At 71.5% G+C, this 16,841-nt stretch carries 18 protein-coding genes; 7 read left to right on the forward strand and 11 right to left on the reverse strand.

Annotation, left to right across the window (positions count from 1 at the left end):
* Positions 1-65: 65 nt before the first annotated feature.
* The 8 genes from DK368_RS04085 to rpmI form a co-directional block, all read right to left on the reverse strand.
* Positions 66-1,754 (reverse strand): methyl-accepting chemotaxis protein, encoded by a 1,689-nt coding sequence (locus tag DK368_RS04085; protein ID WP_114392287.1) that lies wholly within the window; start codon positions 1,752-1,754, stop codon positions 66-68.
* A 184-nt stretch (positions 1,755-1,938) separates the two neighbouring features.
* Positions 1,939-4,329 carry a phenylalanine--tRNA ligase subunit beta gene (pheT, locus tag DK368_RS04090; RefSeq protein ID WP_114392288.1) on the reverse strand — a complete coding sequence of 797 codons (2,391 nt, stop codon included), beginning with the start codon at positions 4,327-4,329 and terminating at the stop codon, positions 1,939-1,941.
* Between the two features lie 53 nt (positions 4,330-4,382).
* Positions 4,383-4,766: a type II toxin-antitoxin system PemK/MazF family toxin gene (locus DK368_RS04095; protein ID WP_240002327.1), complete on the reverse strand. Its 384-nt coding sequence runs from the start codon at positions 4,764-4,766 to the stop codon at positions 4,383-4,385.
* Positions 4,730-4,978, reverse strand: coding sequence for a hypothetical protein (locus DK368_RS04100; RefSeq protein WP_114392290.1), 249 nt, complete (start codon positions 4,976-4,978; stop codon positions 4,730-4,732). Before DK368_RS04100 ends, DK368_RS04095 begins: the two co-directional genes overlap by 37 nt.
* Before the next feature lie 78 nt (positions 4,979-5,056).
* On the reverse strand, positions 5,057-6,133 hold the full coding sequence (gene pheS, locus DK368_RS04105) for a phenylalanine--tRNA ligase subunit alpha (RefSeq protein WP_114392291.1): 1,077 nt from the start codon (positions 6,131-6,133) through the stop codon (positions 5,057-5,059).
* 63 nt (positions 6,134-6,196) lie between these two features.
* Entirely contained in the window at positions 6,197-6,322 is a 126-nt protein-coding gene (locus DK368_RS22220; RefSeq protein ID WP_275668467.1) for a hypothetical protein, read from the reverse strand.
* Positions 6,323-6,442: 120 nt separating this feature from the next.
* Positions 6,443-6,805, reverse strand: a complete 363-nt coding sequence (gene rplT, locus DK368_RS04110; RefSeq protein ID WP_114392292.1) for a 50S ribosomal protein L20 — start codon at positions 6,803-6,805, stop codon at positions 6,443-6,445.
* A gap of 13 nt (positions 6,806-6,818) precedes the next feature.
* Complete coding sequence (gene rpmI, locus DK368_RS04115; protein ID WP_114392293.1) at positions 6,819-7,019, reverse strand: 50S ribosomal protein L35; 201 nt, start codon at positions 7,017-7,019, stop codon at positions 6,819-6,821.
* Between the two features lie 199 nt (positions 7,020-7,218).
* On the opposite strand from rpmI, the gene DK368_RS04120 reads away from it, so the two are divergent.
* Complete coding sequence (locus DK368_RS04120) at positions 7,219-7,668, forward strand: DUF488 domain-containing protein (protein WP_114392294.1); 450 nt, start codon at positions 7,219-7,221, stop codon at positions 7,666-7,668.
* Positions 7,669-7,836: 168 nt separating this feature from the next.
* Positions 7,837-9,672, forward strand: coding sequence for a potassium/proton antiporter (locus DK368_RS04125; RefSeq protein WP_114392295.1), 1,836 nt, complete (start codon positions 7,837-7,839; stop codon positions 9,670-9,672).
* A gap of 21 nt (positions 9,673-9,693) precedes the next feature.
* Here DK368_RS04125 and pip read toward each other — a convergent pair whose 3' ends face one another.
* On the reverse strand, positions 9,694-10,644 hold the full coding sequence (gene pip, locus DK368_RS04130; protein WP_114392296.1) for a prolyl aminopeptidase: 951 nt from the start codon (positions 10,642-10,644) through the stop codon (positions 9,694-9,696).
* 213 nt (positions 10,645-10,857) lie between these two features.
* On the opposite strand from pip, the gene DK368_RS04135 reads away from it, so the two are divergent.
* Together DK368_RS04135 and DK368_RS04140 are read left to right on the forward strand one after the other, a co-directional pair.
* A complete protein-coding gene (locus DK368_RS04135; RefSeq protein ID WP_162305858.1) occupies positions 10,858-11,532 on the forward strand; it encodes an NnrU family protein in 675 nt (224 codons plus the stop codon).
* A gap of 21 nt (positions 11,533-11,553) precedes the next feature.
* A complete protein-coding gene (locus tag DK368_RS04140) occupies positions 11,554-11,955 on the forward strand; it encodes a group III truncated hemoglobin (protein ID WP_114392298.1) in 402 nt (133 codons plus the stop codon).
* Between the two features lie 334 nt (positions 11,956-12,289).
* Here DK368_RS04140 and DK368_RS04145 read toward each other — a convergent pair whose 3' ends face one another.
* Positions 12,290-13,741, reverse strand: coding sequence for an aminotransferase-like domain-containing protein (locus DK368_RS04145; RefSeq protein WP_205028035.1), 1,452 nt, complete (start codon positions 13,739-13,741; stop codon positions 12,290-12,292).
* Positions 13,741-14,148: a DUF983 domain-containing protein gene (locus tag DK368_RS04150; RefSeq protein WP_193552245.1), complete on the reverse strand. Its 408-nt coding sequence runs from the start codon at positions 14,146-14,148 to the stop codon at positions 13,741-13,743. Before DK368_RS04150 ends, DK368_RS04145 begins: the two co-directional genes overlap by 1 nt.
* Before the next feature lie 181 nt (positions 14,149-14,329).
* On the opposite strand from DK368_RS04150, the gene DK368_RS04155 reads away from it, so the two are divergent.
* The 3 genes from DK368_RS04155 to DK368_RS04160 all read left to right on the forward strand — a co-directional run bounded on the left by DK368_RS04155 (position 14,330) and on the right by DK368_RS04160 (position 16,819).
* Positions 14,330-14,854 carry a hypothetical protein gene (locus DK368_RS04155; RefSeq protein ID WP_155524462.1) on the forward strand — a complete coding sequence of 175 codons (525 nt, stop codon included), beginning with the start codon at positions 14,330-14,332 and terminating at the stop codon, positions 14,852-14,854.
* Positions 14,855-14,963: 109 nt separating this feature from the next.
* Positions 14,964-15,125 (forward strand): hypothetical protein, encoded by a 162-nt coding sequence (locus DK368_RS21245; RefSeq protein ID WP_155524463.1) that lies wholly within the window; start codon positions 14,964-14,966, stop codon positions 15,123-15,125.
* 197 nt (positions 15,126-15,322) lie between these two features.
* The gene (locus DK368_RS04160) at positions 15,323-16,819 is read left to right on the forward strand and encodes a M48 family metalloprotease (RefSeq protein WP_240002328.1); all 1,497 of its coding nucleotides are present in this window, start codon (positions 15,323-15,325) and stop codon (positions 16,817-16,819) included.
* Positions 16,820-16,841: the final 22 nt, after the last annotated feature.

Raw genomic sequence — 16,841 nt, forward strand, 5'->3', positions numbered from 1 at the left:
GGGCGCGTCCGCCCACCTCCCTCTGTCCCTCGCTCCTGGCCGGTCCGCCTTCTGTCGATCTGCCCTCAGCCGGCCCGCACGCGGCCGACGAAGCGGTCCACCTGCTGGCGCAGCACATCGGCCTCCGCCACCAGGGCCTGGGCCGACCCCAGCACGTCGCCGGCCATGGCGCCGGTGCGGGCGGCGGCCTCGGTCACGCTGCCGATGGTGGCCGACACCTCCTGGGTGCCGGTGGCGGCCTGGGACACGCTGCTGGCGATCTCGCCGGTGGCGGCACCCTGCTGCTCCACCGCCGCGGCGATGCTGCCGACGATCTCGCTGATACGGGTGATGGTGCCGCCCACGCCCTGGATGGCCTCGGCGGCGTTGGCGGCCACGCTGCGCACCTCGGCGATCTGCTGTCCGATCTCTTCGGTGGCGCGGGCCGTCTGGCTGGCCAGCGCCTTGACCTCGCCGGCCACCACGGCGAAGCCCTTGCCCGCTTCGCCGGCGCGGGCCGCCTCGATGGTGGCGTTCAGCGCCAGCAGGTTGGTCTGGCTGGCGATGTCGCTGATCAGCTTGACCACGTCGCCGATGCGCCGGGCGGCATCCACCAGCCCGGCCACGGTGGTGTTGGAGCGCTCGGCCTCGCGCACGGCCTCGCTGGCGATGCGGGCGCTTTCGGCCACGCGCCGCCCGATCTCGCCGATGCTGGCCGACAGTTCCTCGGCGGCGGCGGCCACGGTGTTGACGCTCTCGGCGGCCCGCTCGGCGCTGCCGGCCACCGTCTCCGACTGGCGGTTGGTCTGCTCCGCCACCTCGTTCAGCCCTTCGGCCGTGCCGCGCATGCGGTCGGCGGCTCCGGCCACGGAGCGCACCACCGAGGCCATGCTGGCCTCGAACTCGTCGGCCAGCCGGTTCAGCGCCGTGCGCTGGTCGGCCTCGGCCCGCTGTTTCAGCGCCTCCTGCTCGGCCCGCAGCCGGCTGGCGTCCCGCATGTTGCGCTGGAACACGGTGACGGCGCGGGCGGTGGCGCCGACCTCGTCCCGGCGGTCGTCGCCGCGCACGGTCACATCCAGATCGCCATCGGCCAGCCGAGTCATGGTCTCGACCACATGGCGCAGGGGCCGCGACACCCCGGCCAGGGTGATGAACAGGGCCAGACCCAGGACCAGGATGGTGCCCACCGCCGCCACCGTCAGCGTCACCGTCAGGGCGTGGCGGTAGCGTTCGGCCGTGGCCGCCTTGCCGGCATCGATGGCCGTCTGCACGTCCTGGGTGGCCACCACCAGACGGTCCAGCAGATCGGTCAGCTTGATGTCGAAGCGGTCGACCAGGATCTGGGCGCCCTGCTGCTGTTTGCCGTTCAGGATCAGGCTGCGCGCCTGGTCCACCACATCCATCATGCGGGCGAAGTCGGCGCGGGCATTGTCCAGATCGGCCTTGCGCTCCGGCAGCAGCGACTCGACCGTGGCCAGATGGCTCTGCAGCGTCTCGGCCTTGAGGCCGATCTCGTCCTTCATGCTGTCGATGATGAAGCTGTCGGTTTCGGCCGCCATGGTATAGGCGATGCGGCCGATGTCGGTGGCGGCGGCATTGGCCATCAGGATGGCCTTGCTGGTTTCTGACCGTTCCAGCATGGCCCGGTATTCGTGTCCCACCGTGCGCATCTGCGACAGGGCGTAAAGGCTGGTGCTGACGGTCAACCCGCCCATCAGCAGCAGCGGGATCAGCAGCTTCTGCACGACGGACAGATTCCGGAACAGCGTCTTCATCATTCCTCCCTGGGGTCGGGCGGTCCCCTCCAGCGTGGGACCATGCCTCTTTATTTCTATTTTTATTGTGATTTATGCAGGACCGCTTGTGCAAGCCCGGACGCACATAGAAAAGGCGCCCGACCTTCTGCAATAGGTCGGGCGCCCCGGTACTCGTGCGATGGTAATAGGGGGGACCGGGCGGTCAGGTCCGCAGCGTGGCGCCTGTCGCCTTCATCACGGCGGCCACGATCTTTCCGGCCACGGCCTCGATATCGGTGTCGGTCAGCGTCTTGTCCTGCGGCTGCAACGTGACGGAGAGGGCGATGGATTTGCGCCCCGCCTCGATCCGCTCGCCCTGATAGACGTCGAACACGGCCACATCACTGACCAGCTGCTTGTCCGCGCCCTTGGCTGCCTTCACCAGCCGGTCCGACTCCACATCGGCGGCGACGGCGAAGGCGAAGTCGCGCTGGATCGGCTGGAACGGCGACAGCACCAGCAGCGGCTTGGCGGTGCCGGGCTTCTTCTTCGCGGCCGGGACCGCGTCCAGCATGACCTCGAACGCCACCACCGGGCCGGTGATGTCCAGCGCCTCCAGGATGGCGGGATGCACCTCGCCGAACTGCGCCAGCACCGTGGGACCCAGGCGCAGCACGCCGGACCGGCCGGGGTGGTACCAGGCGGCGGCATCGCGCGTCACCTGCAGGTTGGCGGCGGGGGCACCGGCCGCCTCCAGCGCGGCGATGGCGTCGGCCTTGGCGTCGAAGGCATCGACGGCGCGGCTGCCGCCGGTCCAGGTCCGCGGCACGGCGGCACCGGCGCGCACGCCGGCCGCCACCAGATCCTGGCCGGTCTCGCTGCCGTCGCGGAAGGCGGCGCCCACCTCGAACAGACCCACATCGGGGAAGCCCTTGGCCGCGTTGCGGGCCACGGCCGGCAGCAGTGTGGCCAGCAGGCCGGGGCGCATCACTGCCATGTCGGCGCTGATCGGGTTCAGCAGGGTCAGCTCGGGGCGTACGCTGCCGAACAGCCCGGCCACCTCCGGCGCCACGAAGGACCAGGTCACCGTCTCCAGCAGGCCGCGGGCGGCCATCTGCCGGCGCACCAGCCCGGTGCGGCGCTGGCGGGCATCGACGGCCGGCTTCGGCGCGCCCACGTCGCGGGGCAGGGGCGTGGCCGGGATATGGTCGAATCCGTGGACGCGCAGCACCTCCTCCACCAGATCGGCCTCGCCCTCCACGTCGCGGCGCCAGGACGGCGCCGTGCAGGCCAGGACCCCGTCCTGGCGGCTGACGCCGAAGCCCAGCGCTGTCAGGATGCGGACCTGCTCCGTCTCCGGCACGTCCACGCCGCCCAGATGGGCCACGCGGGCGGGGCGCAGGCTCAGACGGCGCTGCCAGGCCGGCTCGGCGCCGGCCATGACGGTCTCGCCGGCCTCGCCGCCGCACAGGTCCAGGATCATGGCCGTGGCCTGCTCCACGGCGGCGGCGACGCCGGCCGGGTCCACGCCGCGCTCGAAGCGGTAGCGCGCATCGGACGTCACCTGCAGGGCGCGGCCGGCCTCGGCGATCTTCACCGGGTCGAACAGCGCCACCTCCAGCACCACGTCGGTGGTGGTCTCGGTGACGCCGGTGCTCTCGCCGCCCATGACGCCGGCCAGGCTGACCAGACCGCTGTCGTCATAGATGCCGATCAGCCCCGCCGGCAGCGTATAATCCTTGCCGTTCAGGGCCAGGAAGCGGTCGCCCGCCGCGGTCGGGCGCAGCGACAGGTTGCCCCGCAGCTTGGCGGCGTCGAACACATGCAGCGGCCGGGCCTGGTCCAGGCTGAAGAAGTTGGTGATGTCCACCAGGGCCGAGATCGGGCGCAGCCCCACGGCCACCAGCTGGTCCTGCAGCCATTTCGGGCTGGGGCCGTTGCTGACGCCGCGGATGACGCGGGCGGCGAACTGGGGGCAGTCCGGGGTGTCCAGGCTCACCCGCAGCGGCGCGGGGAAGCGGCCCGGCACCGGGGCCGGGGCCAGGGGCTTCAGCGTGCCCAGCCCGGCGGCGGCCAGATCGCGGGCGATGCCGCGCACGCCGGCGCAGTCGGCGCGGTCGGGGGTCAGGGCGATCTCGATCACCGGGTCGGACAGGCCGCGCCATTCGGCGAAGCTGGCGCCCACCGGCGCGTCGGCCGGCAGGTCGATGATGCCGTTATGCTCGTCGCTGAGCTTCAGCTCGCGCTCGGAGCACATCATGCCCCGGCTCTCCACGCCGCGGATGGCGCCGATCTTCAGCGTGTCGCCGCTGACCGGGATCACCGTGCCCGGCGGGGCGAACACGGTCTTCATGCCGGCGCGGGCATTGGGCGCGCCGCAGACCACCTGCACCAGCGCGCCGGTGCCGGCATCGACCATGCACAGGCGCAGCTTGTCGGCGTTGGGGTGCTTCTCGGCCGAGACCACATGGGCGATGCGGAAGGCCGCCAGTTCCCGCCCGCGGTCCTCCACCCCCTCCACCTCCAGGCCCAGAGCCGTCAGCGTGTCGGTGATGCGCTCCAGCGGGGCATCGGTGTCGAGATGCGTCTTCAGCCAGGAGAGGGTGAACTTCATGGAAGGCGGTTCCGTGTCAGCGTGGAGCGGGGGTGTCGGGGCCGGACGGCCAGCTATTCAAGGCCGATCGCCTGGGCGATGCGGCGGCGGATTTCGGTGAGCTGGGATGCGCCGATGTGGGAGTCGGTCGGCGTGATCCGTCGCTTGGATGTGGTGGTCACATGGTGGGACAGGGCAAAGCAGGTTTTGGTGCAGCCATTTTCGGATGTCGGCGGGATTTCCACCGCCAGATCGGCAATCGCCAGGTCCGCATCATCGGTCAGCGGCACCAGGATCAGATTGGGATAGCTGGGATCGAACAGGTCGCTGTCTTCGACGACCACTGCCGGCCGGCGTTTGTTGGGGTCCTTGGGCAGGGCATCGCGCCAATCCACAAGAACCAGCTGACCAGGGCGCAACATCATCGCTGCGGTCCCACCGGTTCCGGCGTCGTCCACGAGTCCATGAAATCCCTGGCCTCGTCGCTGCCGGCGATGTGGGTGGCCACGGCGCGGCTCTGGGCGCGGATGCGCGCGCGCCGCACCCGCCGGGCCTCGCTTTCAGCCAGTTCCCGCAGATAGGTGGACAGGCCGACGCCGCGATCCCGCGCCGCATCTTCCAGGATGGCCTGGACCGTATCGTCCAGGCGGACGGAAACCGGATGGGCCATGCCTTCCTCCTGTCCTGCCTCTGCGATGCACCGTATGACTTCAGCGTAGTGCGCGATCGCCCTACGGGCAAGTGTGCGTCAGCGTGTCAGGCCCTGGGCCAGGTTCGGCTGGTCCAGCGGCACGAAGCCGTAATGCTTCAGCCAGCGCAGATCGGCCTCGAAGAAGGTGCGCAGGTCGGGGATGCCGTACTTCAGCATGGCCATGCGCTCGATGCCCATGCCGAAGGCGAAGCCCTGGTACTTCGTGCTGTCGATGCCGCAATTCTCCAGCACCTTCGGGTGGACCATGCCGCTGCCGCCGATCTCCAGCCAGTCGCCGAAATTGCCCAGCTTCAGCTCGCCGCCCTTGCGGGCGCAGCCGATGTCGATCTCCGCCGACGGCTCGGTGAAGGGGAAGAAGCTGGGGCGGAACCGCACCGGCAGGTCGTCGATCTGGAAGAAGGCGCGGCAGAACTCCAGCAGCGTCCCCTTCAGATGGCCCATATGGATGTCCTCGCCGATGACCAGCGCCTCGACCTGGTGGAACATCGGCGTATGGGTCTGGTCGTAGTCGGACCGATAGGTCCGGCCGGGGGCGATGATGCGGATCGGCGGCTTCTGCTTCAGCATGGTGCGGATCTGCACCGGGCTGGTGTGGGTGCGCAGCACCCGCGCCGCGCCGTCCGCCGCCGGCGGCAGATAGAAGGTGTCGTGCATCTGCCGGGCGGGATGCTCCGGCGGGATGTTCAGGGCGGTGAAGTTGTGGAAGTCGGTCTCGATGTCCGGCCCTTCCGCCACGGTGAAGCCCATGGTGGCGAAGATGGCGATGACCTCTTCCACCGTCTGGGTGATGGGGTGGACGCGGCCCTGGGCCTCGGGCCGCACCGGCAGGGTGACGTCGATGCGCTCGGCCTCCAGCCGGCGGGCCAGCGCCTCCTGCTTCAGCACGCTGCGCCGGGCCTCGATGGCCTGGCTGACGGCCTCCTTGACCGCGTTCAGCTGCGCCCCGCGCTCCTTGCGCTCCTCCGGCGACAGGGTGCGCATGTCGCCCATCAGGGCGGTGATGCGGCCCTTCTTGCCAAGGGCGGCCACGCGGGCCTCCTCCAGCGCCGTCATGTCGGCGGCGGCGTCAACGGCGGCGATCAGGTCGGATGTCAGGCTGTCGAGGGCGGTCATGGGACGAATTCCGGAAATTGGCGCCGAAACCTAGCGCGGTCGCGGCGGCGATGCCAGCCGATCCTAGGCGAGGCTGGCATGGCTGAGATGCTGGACCAGGGCGGCCCGCGCTTTCAGCGCCTCGATCAGCGCATCGTCCAGGTCGCGTACCGGCAGCGATCCCGCCGATCCCGCGCTCCTTGCTGTCACCGCGGATCGCATGGGGGCGGGACACGGCGCACGGGCAAACCCGTCCCGGGGGGGGCGGACATGAAAAAGGGCGGCCCCGCGGGACCGCCCTTTTCCAGGATCGCAGACGCGAACCGCCGATCAGGCGGCCTTCAGGGCGTCGGAAGCCTTGCCGCACAGGACGGCGAAGCTCTCGGGCTCCTGGGCGGCGATGTCGGACAGGACCTTGCGGTCCAGCTCGATACCGGCGCGCTTCAGGCCGTGGATCAGGGTGCTGTACTTCAGCCCGTGCAGACGCGCACCGGCGTTGATACGCTGGATCCACAGCTTGCGGAAATCGCGCTTCTTCGCACGACGGTCGCGATAGGCGTAACGCAGCGCCTTCTCGACCTTCTCGATCGCAACGCGGTAGCACTTCGAGCCGCGGCCGCGGTAACCCTTGGCCAGCTTCAGGATCTTCTTGTGACGGGCGTGGGTGGTCACGCCCCGCTTAACGCGAGCCATTGTTCAGACCTCCTCACACCACACGCAGGAAATTCTCAAGCACCTTCTCGCCGTCCGCCTTGAACATGACGAACGTGCCGCGAGCGTTGCGCTTCATCTTCTGGGGGCGCTTGCTCATGCCGTGGCGCTTGCCGGCGGCCTGGGCCTTCACCTTGCCCGAGGCGGTCACCTTGAACCGCTTCTTCGAGCCCGAGTGGTTCTTCAGCTTGGGCATTTTCAGTCCTTCCACTAAGGGGGCGGTTGGGCATGCCCCGGGCACACCGGCCCGGCCTCGCCGCCCGATAGAGCCGGGGTTTATACGGGGCAGGGGGCGTGATGGCAAGCTGATTCCGGCGCGGACCCTGGCCCCGCCCGTGCCATCCGCGCTACCCTGGCCTGCGTGGCGGGATCTGGTCGTCAGGGGAGGGGCGGGCATGGATCTGTTCACCATCGGCTATGAGGGCGCGTCCCAGGCGGCGGTGCTGGCGGCGCTGCGGCGGGCCGGCGTGCGCACGCTGATCGATGTGCGCGACCTGCCGCTGTCGCGCCGGGCCGGCTTCTCCAAGACGCCGCTGGCGGCCGGCCTGGCCGGGGCCGGCATCGCCTATGTCCACCTCAAGGGGCTCGGCACGCCCAAGGAGGGGCGGGTGGCCAACCACCAGGGCGACTGGCCGCTGTTCTGGCGCATCGTCGAGGACAGCCTGTCCCGGCCGGAGGGGGAGCATGATCTGGCCCGTGCCGGCGCCCTGGCGGCGGAGGCGCCGTCCTGCCTGCTGTGTTTCGAGGCCAGCCACACCCATTGCCACCGTCTGCGGGTGGCCGAGCTGCTGGCCGGCCGCCAGGGCTTTTCGGTCACGCATCTGTCGCCGGACGCCGGCTTCTGATCCCGGACGGGTCTGTTGCCGCCGGGCCACAAAGTGTCCCTTGCGCACCGGGCCTTAACCATCCGCCGCTATAAAGGGGGCCGGACTGCTGTTGAATGAACACCGGTGTTCCGCCCGTCACACCGGCAGGGCGCCGGGTGAGGCGCGGGAAGGGACCGGGGAGAGGGAATGGACGCCGTCAATCATGCCATCCTGCTGTTCGGCCTGCTGCTGCTGCTGGCCATCGCCGCGGGGCTGGTCTCGTCGCGCATCGGCGCGCCGCTGCTGCTGGTGTTCCTGGCGCTGGGCATGCTGGCGGGGGAGGAGGGGCCGGGCGGCATTCCCTTCGGCGACTATCAGCTGGCCTATCTCGTCGGCAGCCTGGCCCTGACCGTGATCCTGTTCGATGGCGGGCTGCGCACGCGGGTGGAGACCTTCCGGCTGGCGCGCTGGCCGGCCCTGGTGCTGGCCACGGCCGGCGTGCTGGTCACGGCCGGGGTGACCGGGGCCATCGCCTGTCTGGCCCTGGATGTGGGGGTGCCGGAGGGGCTGCTGGTCGGCGCCATCGTCGCCTCCACCGACGCGGCGGCGGTGTTCTTCCTGCTGCAGGTGCGCGGCATCGGCCTGCGCGCCCGGGTCAGCGCCACCCTGGAGGTGGAGTCGGGCCTCAACGACCCGATGGCGGTGTTCCTCACCCTGCTGGGCATCAGCCTGGTCACCGGGCCGGAGCCGGCCTGGTCCTGGACCTTCCTGTCCGGTTTCCTGGTGCAGCTGGTGGGCGGGGCGGCCCTGGGCGCCGCCGGCGGCGCGCTGCTGGTCGGCATCAGCAACCGTCTGACCGTGGCCGACGGGCTCTATCCCATCCTGGCGCTGTCCGCCGCCCTGTTCCTGTTCGGCAGTGCCCAGGCCCTGCACTCCTCCGGCTTCATGGCCGTCTATGTGGCCGGGCTGGTGCTGGGCAGCCGCCGGCACAAGGCCGATCTGCTGATCCGCCGCTTCCATGACGGGCTGGCCTGGCTGGCGCAGATCACCCTGTTCGTGCTGCTGGGGCTGCTGGTCACGCCGTCGAAGCTGGCGCCCTTGCTGCTGCCGGGGCTGGCGGTGGCGGCGGCGCTGGTGCTGGTGGCCCGGCCGCTGGCCGTTTTCCTCTGTCTGGCGCCGTTCCGGTTCCAGCCCGACGAGATGGGCTTCATCGCCTGGGTGGGGCTGCGCGGGGCGGTGCCCATCGTGCTTGGCACCATGCCGGTGCTGGCCGGGGTGCCGGGGGCGGAGACCTATTTCGGCATCGCCTTCGTGGTGGTGCTGGTGTCGCTGTTGCTCCAGGGCTGGACCCTGGGGCCGGCGGCGCGCTGGCTGGGGGTGCTGGCCCCGGCTGGCCCGGCCGGCCCCACCCGCGCCGATTTCGACCTGCCCGGCGCCGAGCGCCAGCTGGCCGTCTTCACCGTGGCCCCCGACAGCGAGGCGGCCGTGCGCCGCCGTGGCCGGCTGCTGATCCCGGAGACGCTCCAGGTCCTGTCCATCATCCGCGACGGCCATCCCGTGCGTCCGGACGAGGCGGAGGGGTTGCGCCCCGGCGATGCTGTCCTGGTTCTCGGCGATCCGGCCGGTCTGGGCCGCATGGACCGGCTGTTCGGGCCGCGCATGGCGGCGGAGGCGGAGGACCGGCCCGCCGGCGACTTCCAGCTCGACGCCGACACGCCGGCCGCCAGCGCCGCCCTGCTCTATGGCTTCGATTCCGGGGCCGATGCCGGCCTCGGCCTGGGGGCGCTGCTGGCCCGGCGGCTGGGGCGGCGGCCGGCCCTGGGCGACCGGGTGCGGCTGGGGGCCGTCGATCTCATCGTGGCGGCCATGGAGGGCGACCGCGTCACCAGCGTCGGCATCGACCTGTCGCCGCCGGAGCCGGGCTGGATGCGCCTCCGCCAGGGCCTGCGCCGCTGGGTACGGGACCGGCGGCTGGGGGACCGGGGGCTGGGCCGGCCTGCGCCCGTGCCCCCGGCCCGGGTGGAGACGCCGGACGCCCGGTGACCGGGCGCCCGGCCACGGGGATTACGACAGCGACTTGAACCGTTCCGTGGCCTGCACCAGGGCGGCGCGGATGCCCGGCTCCATGGCGCTGTGTCCGGCATCGGGGACGATGACATAATCGGCTTCCGGCCAGGCCCGGTGCAGCTCGTCGGCGGTGCGGATGGGGCAGACCACGTCGTAGCGTCCCTGCACGATGACCGTGGGGATGTGGCGGATGCGGTCCACCTGGTCCAGCAGCCGGGTTTCCGGGGTCAGCCTGTTGTTGCGGAAGTAATGGGCCTCGATCCGGGCCAGCCCCAGGGCATGGTTGTCCTCGCCCGACGCCGACACCAGCTCGGGGCTGGGCAGCAGGGTGGAGCAGGCGCCCTCATAGACGCTCCAGATGCGGGCGGCCTGCATGCGCACCTGCGGGTCGTCGGCGGTCAGGCGCCGCCAATAGGCTTCCAGCAGGTCGCCGCGCTCGGCCTCGGGGATATGGCTGGCGAAGCCGGCCCAGGCCTCGGGAAAGATGGTCCGCATCTCATAGAGGAACCAGTCGATCTCCTGCTGGCGCATCAGGAAGATGCCGCGCAGGATCAGGCCGGTCACCCGCTCCGGATGGGTCTGGGCATAGGCCAGCGACAGGGTCGATCCCCAGGAGCCGCCGAACACCAGCCAGCGCTGGACGCCCAGATGCTCGCGCAGGGTCTCGATGTCCTGCACCAGCGTCTCGGTGGTGTTCTCCCGCAGCTCGCCCAGCGGGGTGGAGCGGCCGGCCCCGCGCTGGTCCAGGATGACGATGCGGTAGAAGCGCGGATCGAAGAAGCGCCGGTGCGTGGGCGAGGCGCCGGCCCCCGGTCCGCCATGCAGGAACACCACCGGCACCCCGTCGGGGTTGCCGCACTGCTCCCAGTACAGGGTGTGAAGGTCGCTGACCTTCAGGCGACCGGTCTGGTACGGGTCGAGGGGGGGGAACAGGTCACCGCGATGCATGGGCTTTCCAGAAAAGACGGCCGGGGCCGGGCGTGGCCCCTGGAAGCCAAGGACTTTAGGCCGGCCCGTTGCGCAAGGCAAACCGATCCGGCAATCCCGGCTCCCCGGGGCGCCATGACCTTGGCGGAACGGCCGGGCTTGCGGCTATCCTGCGTCGGTCCGGCCGCGGGGGCGCCGGGAGGGGCCGCATCGGCGCGGCATGGAGCGTGTTGTATGGGCAGTCTGCTGCTGGCGACACTGGCCCTGGTGGCGACGCATCTGCTGTCGGCCTGGCCGGGCCTGAAGACGGGGCTGACGGCCCGGTTCGGGGCTGCCGCCTATCGCGCCGCCTATTCGCTGCTGTCGCTGGCGGCCCTGGTCTGGCTGGTGCTGGCCTGGCAGGCGGCGCCCAGCCGGATCTCGCCGCTGGATCTCGGCGCCGCGGCCAAACAGGCGGCTGTCGTGCTGATGCCGCTGGCCTGGCTGCTGATCCTGGCGCGGCTGACGACACGGCCCCCCGGACCGTCCCCCGCACCGGATTCCGGACCAGCCTCCGGTGCCGCCGCCCGCGGCATCTATTCCATCACCGCCGTGCCGGGCAGCCTGGGCGTGCTGCTGTGGTCGCTGCTGCATCTGTTCGCCCTGTCGGACCTGCGCAGCACCATCGTCTTCGCCGGCTTCGCCCTCATCGCCCTGGTGGCCCTGCTGCGCAACCTCCACGCCGCCCCGGCGCCGCTGTGGGCGGTGGGCTGGCTTCCCTTCCGGGCCGCCCTGGCCGGGCGGGTGCGGCCCGATCTGCGCGGGGTGGGCATCTGGCGCCCGGCCTTGGCGCTGCTGTTGTGGGCGGCGCTGCTATATCTCCACCCCTGGATCATCGGCCCCGACCCGGCCGCCTATCTGGGACTGTGAGCCCTCTCTGGGACTGTGAGCATGGACGCCGCCCCCCGCTTCGACCGCATCGACGAGGACAGCATCGCCGTGCTGGTGCGCGACTTCTATGCCCTGGCCCGGCGGGATGCGCTGCTGGGGCCGGTGTTCGAGCAGGCGGTGGGCCGGACCGATGCGGCCTGGACCGAGCATCTGCTGCGCGTCCATGCCTTCTGGTCCTCGGTCATGCTGGCCACGGGCCGCTATGGCGGCCGGCCGATGCAGGTCCATGCCATGATCCCGGGCCTGGAGGGCGCACATTTCCGCCGTTGGCTGGCCTTGTTCGCCGAAACCGCGGGACAGCTGTTCGTCCCCGATCTGGCCGCCCAGTTCCAGGACAAGGCCGACCGCATGGCCGCCGCCCTGATGCAGGGCATCACCCTGGTGCGCAGCGGCGCCGTCTGACCGGGGCGGGCGGCGGGCCTGGATCTGGACAAAATTCCTAATATGTGGTCCTTTGAACCCGATGCCGTCAGGGTGTCCGGTTCCTGGATAGCGTGAAGAAAAAAGGGCTTAAGGTGACATGACCGCCGCAGGCGCATTGTCGTCGCCTTTGTCACTTTAAGGACAGAAATCCCTTCGACATCAAGCCTGTGGCAGGCGACATCCGCCGGCGGCCGCGTCACCTTAAGGTCGCGTTTGTCGCCTTGGCGTCGCCTTAAGGTAACGCCAGGTCGCCTTTGCGGTGCGCCAGGACAGGCCGCGGCGGGATGCTGTCGGGACGGGGATGCTGCCGGGATCAGACGATGTCCGGCGGCAGCTCCTGTCCGCCGCCGGCATCCAGGCTGTCGGCGACGCGGCTCAGCGCCTCCCCCAGGCTGATGCGGTCGGGGGCGGCACCCAGGCTCAGGCGCAGGGCCTCATAGGGGGCGTCCGCCACGGCGAAGGCCGATCCCGGCACCACGGCCAGCCCGGCGCGGCGCATGCGCTCGGCCGTGGAGTCGGCCCGGTTGCCCCCGGCCAGGCGCAGCCAGACATGGTGCCCGGCCGGATCGGCGGCCACGCGGCCCGCCGGCAGTTGCAGGCCGGCCAGGGACTGGCGGGCCCATGCCTCCTTGCGCACGGCCTCCAGGCAGGCGGCCGCCGTCCCGTCGCCGATCCAGCGGCTGGCCAGGGCGCTGGCCAGCGGCGACGGCATCTGCTGCACGGCGCGCAGGGCCAGCTGCGCGCGGGCGTTGCTGCGTCCCTCCGGCACCACCACATAGGCCAGCCGCAGGGCCGGCATCAGGCATTTCGACAGGGTGGCGATGTACCAGGCCTGCTGCGGCACCAGGGCGGCCAGCGGCGTCTGCCGTTCCGCCGGCAGCAGCCCATAGGCGTCGTCCTCCACCAGGGGCAGGCGGAAGCGCCGCAGGATGGCGGCCAGTGCGGCCCGGCGCGACGGCGACATGGTGGCCGTGGTCGGGTTCTGGATGGTGGGGGTGCAGCAGAAGGCGGCGGGCGTTCCGTCGCGGCAGGCGGCGTCCAGCGCCTCGGGCAGCACGCCTTCCGCATCCATGGCCAGCCCCTGCAGGCGCACTCCCAGCTGGGCGGCCACGGCCCGCAGACCGGGATAGGTGAAGGCCTCGGTCAGCACGGTGTCGCCGGCCCGGGCCAGCGTGCTCAGGATGGCGGCCAGGGCGGCCTGGGCCCCGGCGGCCAGCAGCACCCGCTCCACCGGCAGGTCCGGCAGCAGCGGCGCCAGCCAGGCCGCCCCGGCCTGGCGGTCGGCATCGGCCCCGGCCGATGGCTGATAGCTCAGCAGCCGCGCCCCGTCGGGCTGGCGCAGCAGGGCGGTCAGGGATTGCGCCAGCTGGTCCTGCAGGCCGGGGGGCAGCGGCGGCAGGTTCATGGACAGATCCAGCTCCGGCGCCGTCCCGTCGTCCCGGGCGGCCCCGGACGCCGGCCCGCGGACGCCCGATCCGCGGACGCCCGATCCGCGGACAAAGGTGCCGCGGCCGGTCTCGGCCTGCACCAGCCCGCGGCGCACCGCCTCGGCATAGCCGCGGGTCACCGTGGTCAGGTCCACCCCCAGGGCCTGGGCCAGCGTCCGTTGCGGCGGCAGCCGGTCCCCCGGCCGCAGCACGCCGGCGGCGATGTCGGCGGCGATGGCGTCGGCCAGGCTGCGATAGATCGGCCCGGCCGCCAATACCGGCTGCCAGGGGCGCGCCATCGGCGTGGGCTCGCTGTCCGGTTGCGGATGGCGGACCATCACTCCGCCTCGTCGTCCTGCAACCGGCCCTGGGCCGCCTTGTTGATGTACTGGGCGCAGACCAGCCAGCCCTTCAGCGGCCGCAGCAGGGCCAGCACCGACAGCACCGCCAGCGGCAGAGTCGTCAGAAGATGCACCCAGAGCGGCGCCTGATGGGCGATCTCCAGCCAGGCGGCGAAGGCCACCAGCGGGATGCTGACGATGGACATGACGAAGAAGGCCGGCCCGTCGGCCGGGTCGGCAAAGCTGAGATCCAGCCCGCACTGGTCGCAGCGGTCGGCCAGCCGCAGATAGCCGGCGAACAGATGGCCCTGGCCGCAGCGGGGGCAGCGGCCGCGGATCCCCAGCGCCATGGGGGTGCCGGCGACCCCGGGCGTGGGCGGGATGCTGGCGGGCGGGGTATCCATACTCTTTCCTCCCGGTGTCCGGATTTTGCCGGAACATGTATGCAGACACCGGGCGCGGGGAAAGGGCCGCCGCCGGGCATGGCTGTCCTGCGCCGGCGGCGGGGGCGCAGATCCCCTTGCGGCAGCCCGCCGCCCTCCCCATCTTCCCGGACATTCCTCCTTTCGATCGAGGTTGTCCCCGGTGTCCAGCGCCCCCGTCCCCATCGTGACGGAGACTTCCCCGCCGATGTCGGCGGTGCTGGAACCCCTGCCGCCTGCGGCGGTGCCGGACAGTCTGCCGCCTGCGGCGATCTCTGACAGTCTGTCGCCTGCGGCGACGGCGGACCGCTGGGTCTATGGTCTGGTCGCCCTGGTCCTGGCCCTGATGGGGCTGGGTATCGAGTCCGACCGGACCGCCGCCGGGTCCGGCGCCGGGTCCGGGGTCGTCCTCGACGCGTCCGGCGCGGCCAGTACGGGCACAGCCGGTACGGGCACGGCCGGCGGCCGGCTGGTGCGGGCCGTGCTGGCGGCCGACATGCCGGTCCGGTCCGGGGCCGTGCTGCCGCTGGACGGCAGTGACCCGGTTGCGGCCCTGCTGCCGGCCACCACCGGGATGCGTCCGGCGTCGGGCGGGCGTCATCACTCCTTTGCCGCGCCCCTGCCGGCCCGGCCCATCCGGACCGGGGCGCACCCGCCGACCGGCCCGCCCCTCCTCTCCCGGATCTGAGTCCATCCCCCGGGGGTGTTGCCCCCCCGATCCGCCGGCGGGCCTGGTCCCGGCCGGCTCTGTCCGGCGTCGTCCCTGCTAGGGCGCGCCGGCCTCCGGGAGTTCTGTCATGAAGCGTATGCTTGCCCTCTACGGCGGCCTGCTGGCCGCCGATATCGCCGTCATGCTCACCGTCAGCCGCCAATGGGGCGGGTTCCTGCTGCTGCTGACGCTGCTGGGCTGGTTCCTGCACAGCGTCTTCGCCAGCACCGGCGAGAAATCGGCGCTCTGACCGCCGCCGTGTCGGGACGGGACCAGGCCCAGTCCCGACGCCGCATCCCGATGCGCCATCCCGATGCCCCGTGGACCCGCCCTTGTGTCGGTCGCGGCGCATCGGGCATGCTCGCCGATGGACGGCGCCGGCCGGAACCCGGCTGGCCGCCGGCCGTTCCTGGAACCATGATGTTCCCGGCCAAGGCGAGGTGCCGCATGCCCCTTTCAGCCCCGCTGCCCCGGTCCCGGCGGTCCCGGTTCCGCCTCTGCGGCGTGGCCGGCGGGCTGGCCGCGCTCCTGCTGCTGGCGGCCTGCAGCACCAATCCCGCCACCGGTGAGCGCCAGTTTGCCGGGCTGATGTCGGCGGAACAGGAAAAGGCCGTCGGGGCCGAGCAGGACCCGCAGGTGACGGCCGAGTTCGGCGGCGCCTACAAGGATCAGGCGGTCCAGGCCTATGTGGACCGGATGGGGCAGACCCTGGCCCGTGCCACCGAGCGGCCCGAGATCCAGTACCGCTTCACCGTGCTGGACAGCCCCATCGTCAACGCCTTCGCCCTGCCGGGCGGTTATGTCTATGTCACCCGCGGGCTGATGGCCCTGGCCAACAACGAGGCGCAGCTGGCCGGCGTCGTCGGCCACGAGATCGGCCATGTCACCGCGCGCCACACGGCCGAGCGCTACAGCCAGGGCACGGTGGCTGGCGTGCTGGCCTCGGCGGCCGGGGTGTTCCTGGGGCAGGAGGCGGCGCAGCTGGGACAGGCGGTCGGCCAGGGCGTGCTGGCCGGGTTCAGCCGCGGCCAGGAATTGCAGGCCGACGGGCTGGGCATCCGCTACATGGCGGCCGCGGGCTATGATCCCCGGCAGATGTCGGGTTTCCTGTCCACCATGGGGCGCCAGGCCCAGCTGGACGCCCTGCTGGCGGGCAAGCCGGGCAGCGCCGACCAGTTCAGCTATCTCCAGACCCATCCGCCCACGGGTGAGCGGGTGGAGCAGGCGTCCACCGCCGCCGCGGCCCGTCCGGGCCGGGACTGGACCGTGGGGACCGAGTCCTATCTGCGTCTGCTCGACGGCATGATCTATGGCGACAGCCCGGATCATGGTCTCGTCCGCGGCACCACCTTCCTGCATCCGTCCCTTGGCTTCCGCTTCCAGGTGCCGGATGGCTTCCAGCTGGTGAACGGCGAACAGGCCGTCCTGGCGCTGGGGCCGGGCGATGCGCGCATCATCTTCGACGCTGCGCCATCCCAGGGTGCCGCCAGCCCCGAGGCCTATCTGCGCACGGTCTGGGCGCGGGGCAGCGACCTGTCCGGCACCGCCAGCCTCAGCGTCAACGGCATGCCGGCGGCCACCGGCACGGCGCGGGTCAGCACCCGCTCCGGTCTCATGGATGTGCGTCTGGTGGCCATCCGCTGGAGCGCCGACACCTATTACCGTTTCCTGTTCGTGACGCCGCCGACGGCCACGGCGGGCCTCGATGCGGCGTTCCGGCGGACGGTGGAGGGGTTCCGCCCCTTGACCGACGCCGACCGGCAGGCCTCCCGGCCCTACCGCCTGCGCATCGTCGCGGTGAAGCCGGGGGAAACGGTGGCGGATTTCGTCCGCCGCATGCCCTTCACCGATTATGCGGAGGAGCGGTTCCGCGTGCTGAACGACATCGCGCCGGGGACCGCGCTGCAACCGGGACAGCTGGTAAAGCTGGTCGTGCAGGGCTGACCCACCCGCTCGTCACGGATTG

The sequence above is a fragment of the Oleisolibacter albus genome (genome assembly GCF_003336875.1).
GTDB classification, from domain to species: domain Bacteria; phylum Pseudomonadota; class Alphaproteobacteria; order Azospirillales; family Azospirillaceae; genus Niveispirillum; species Niveispirillum album.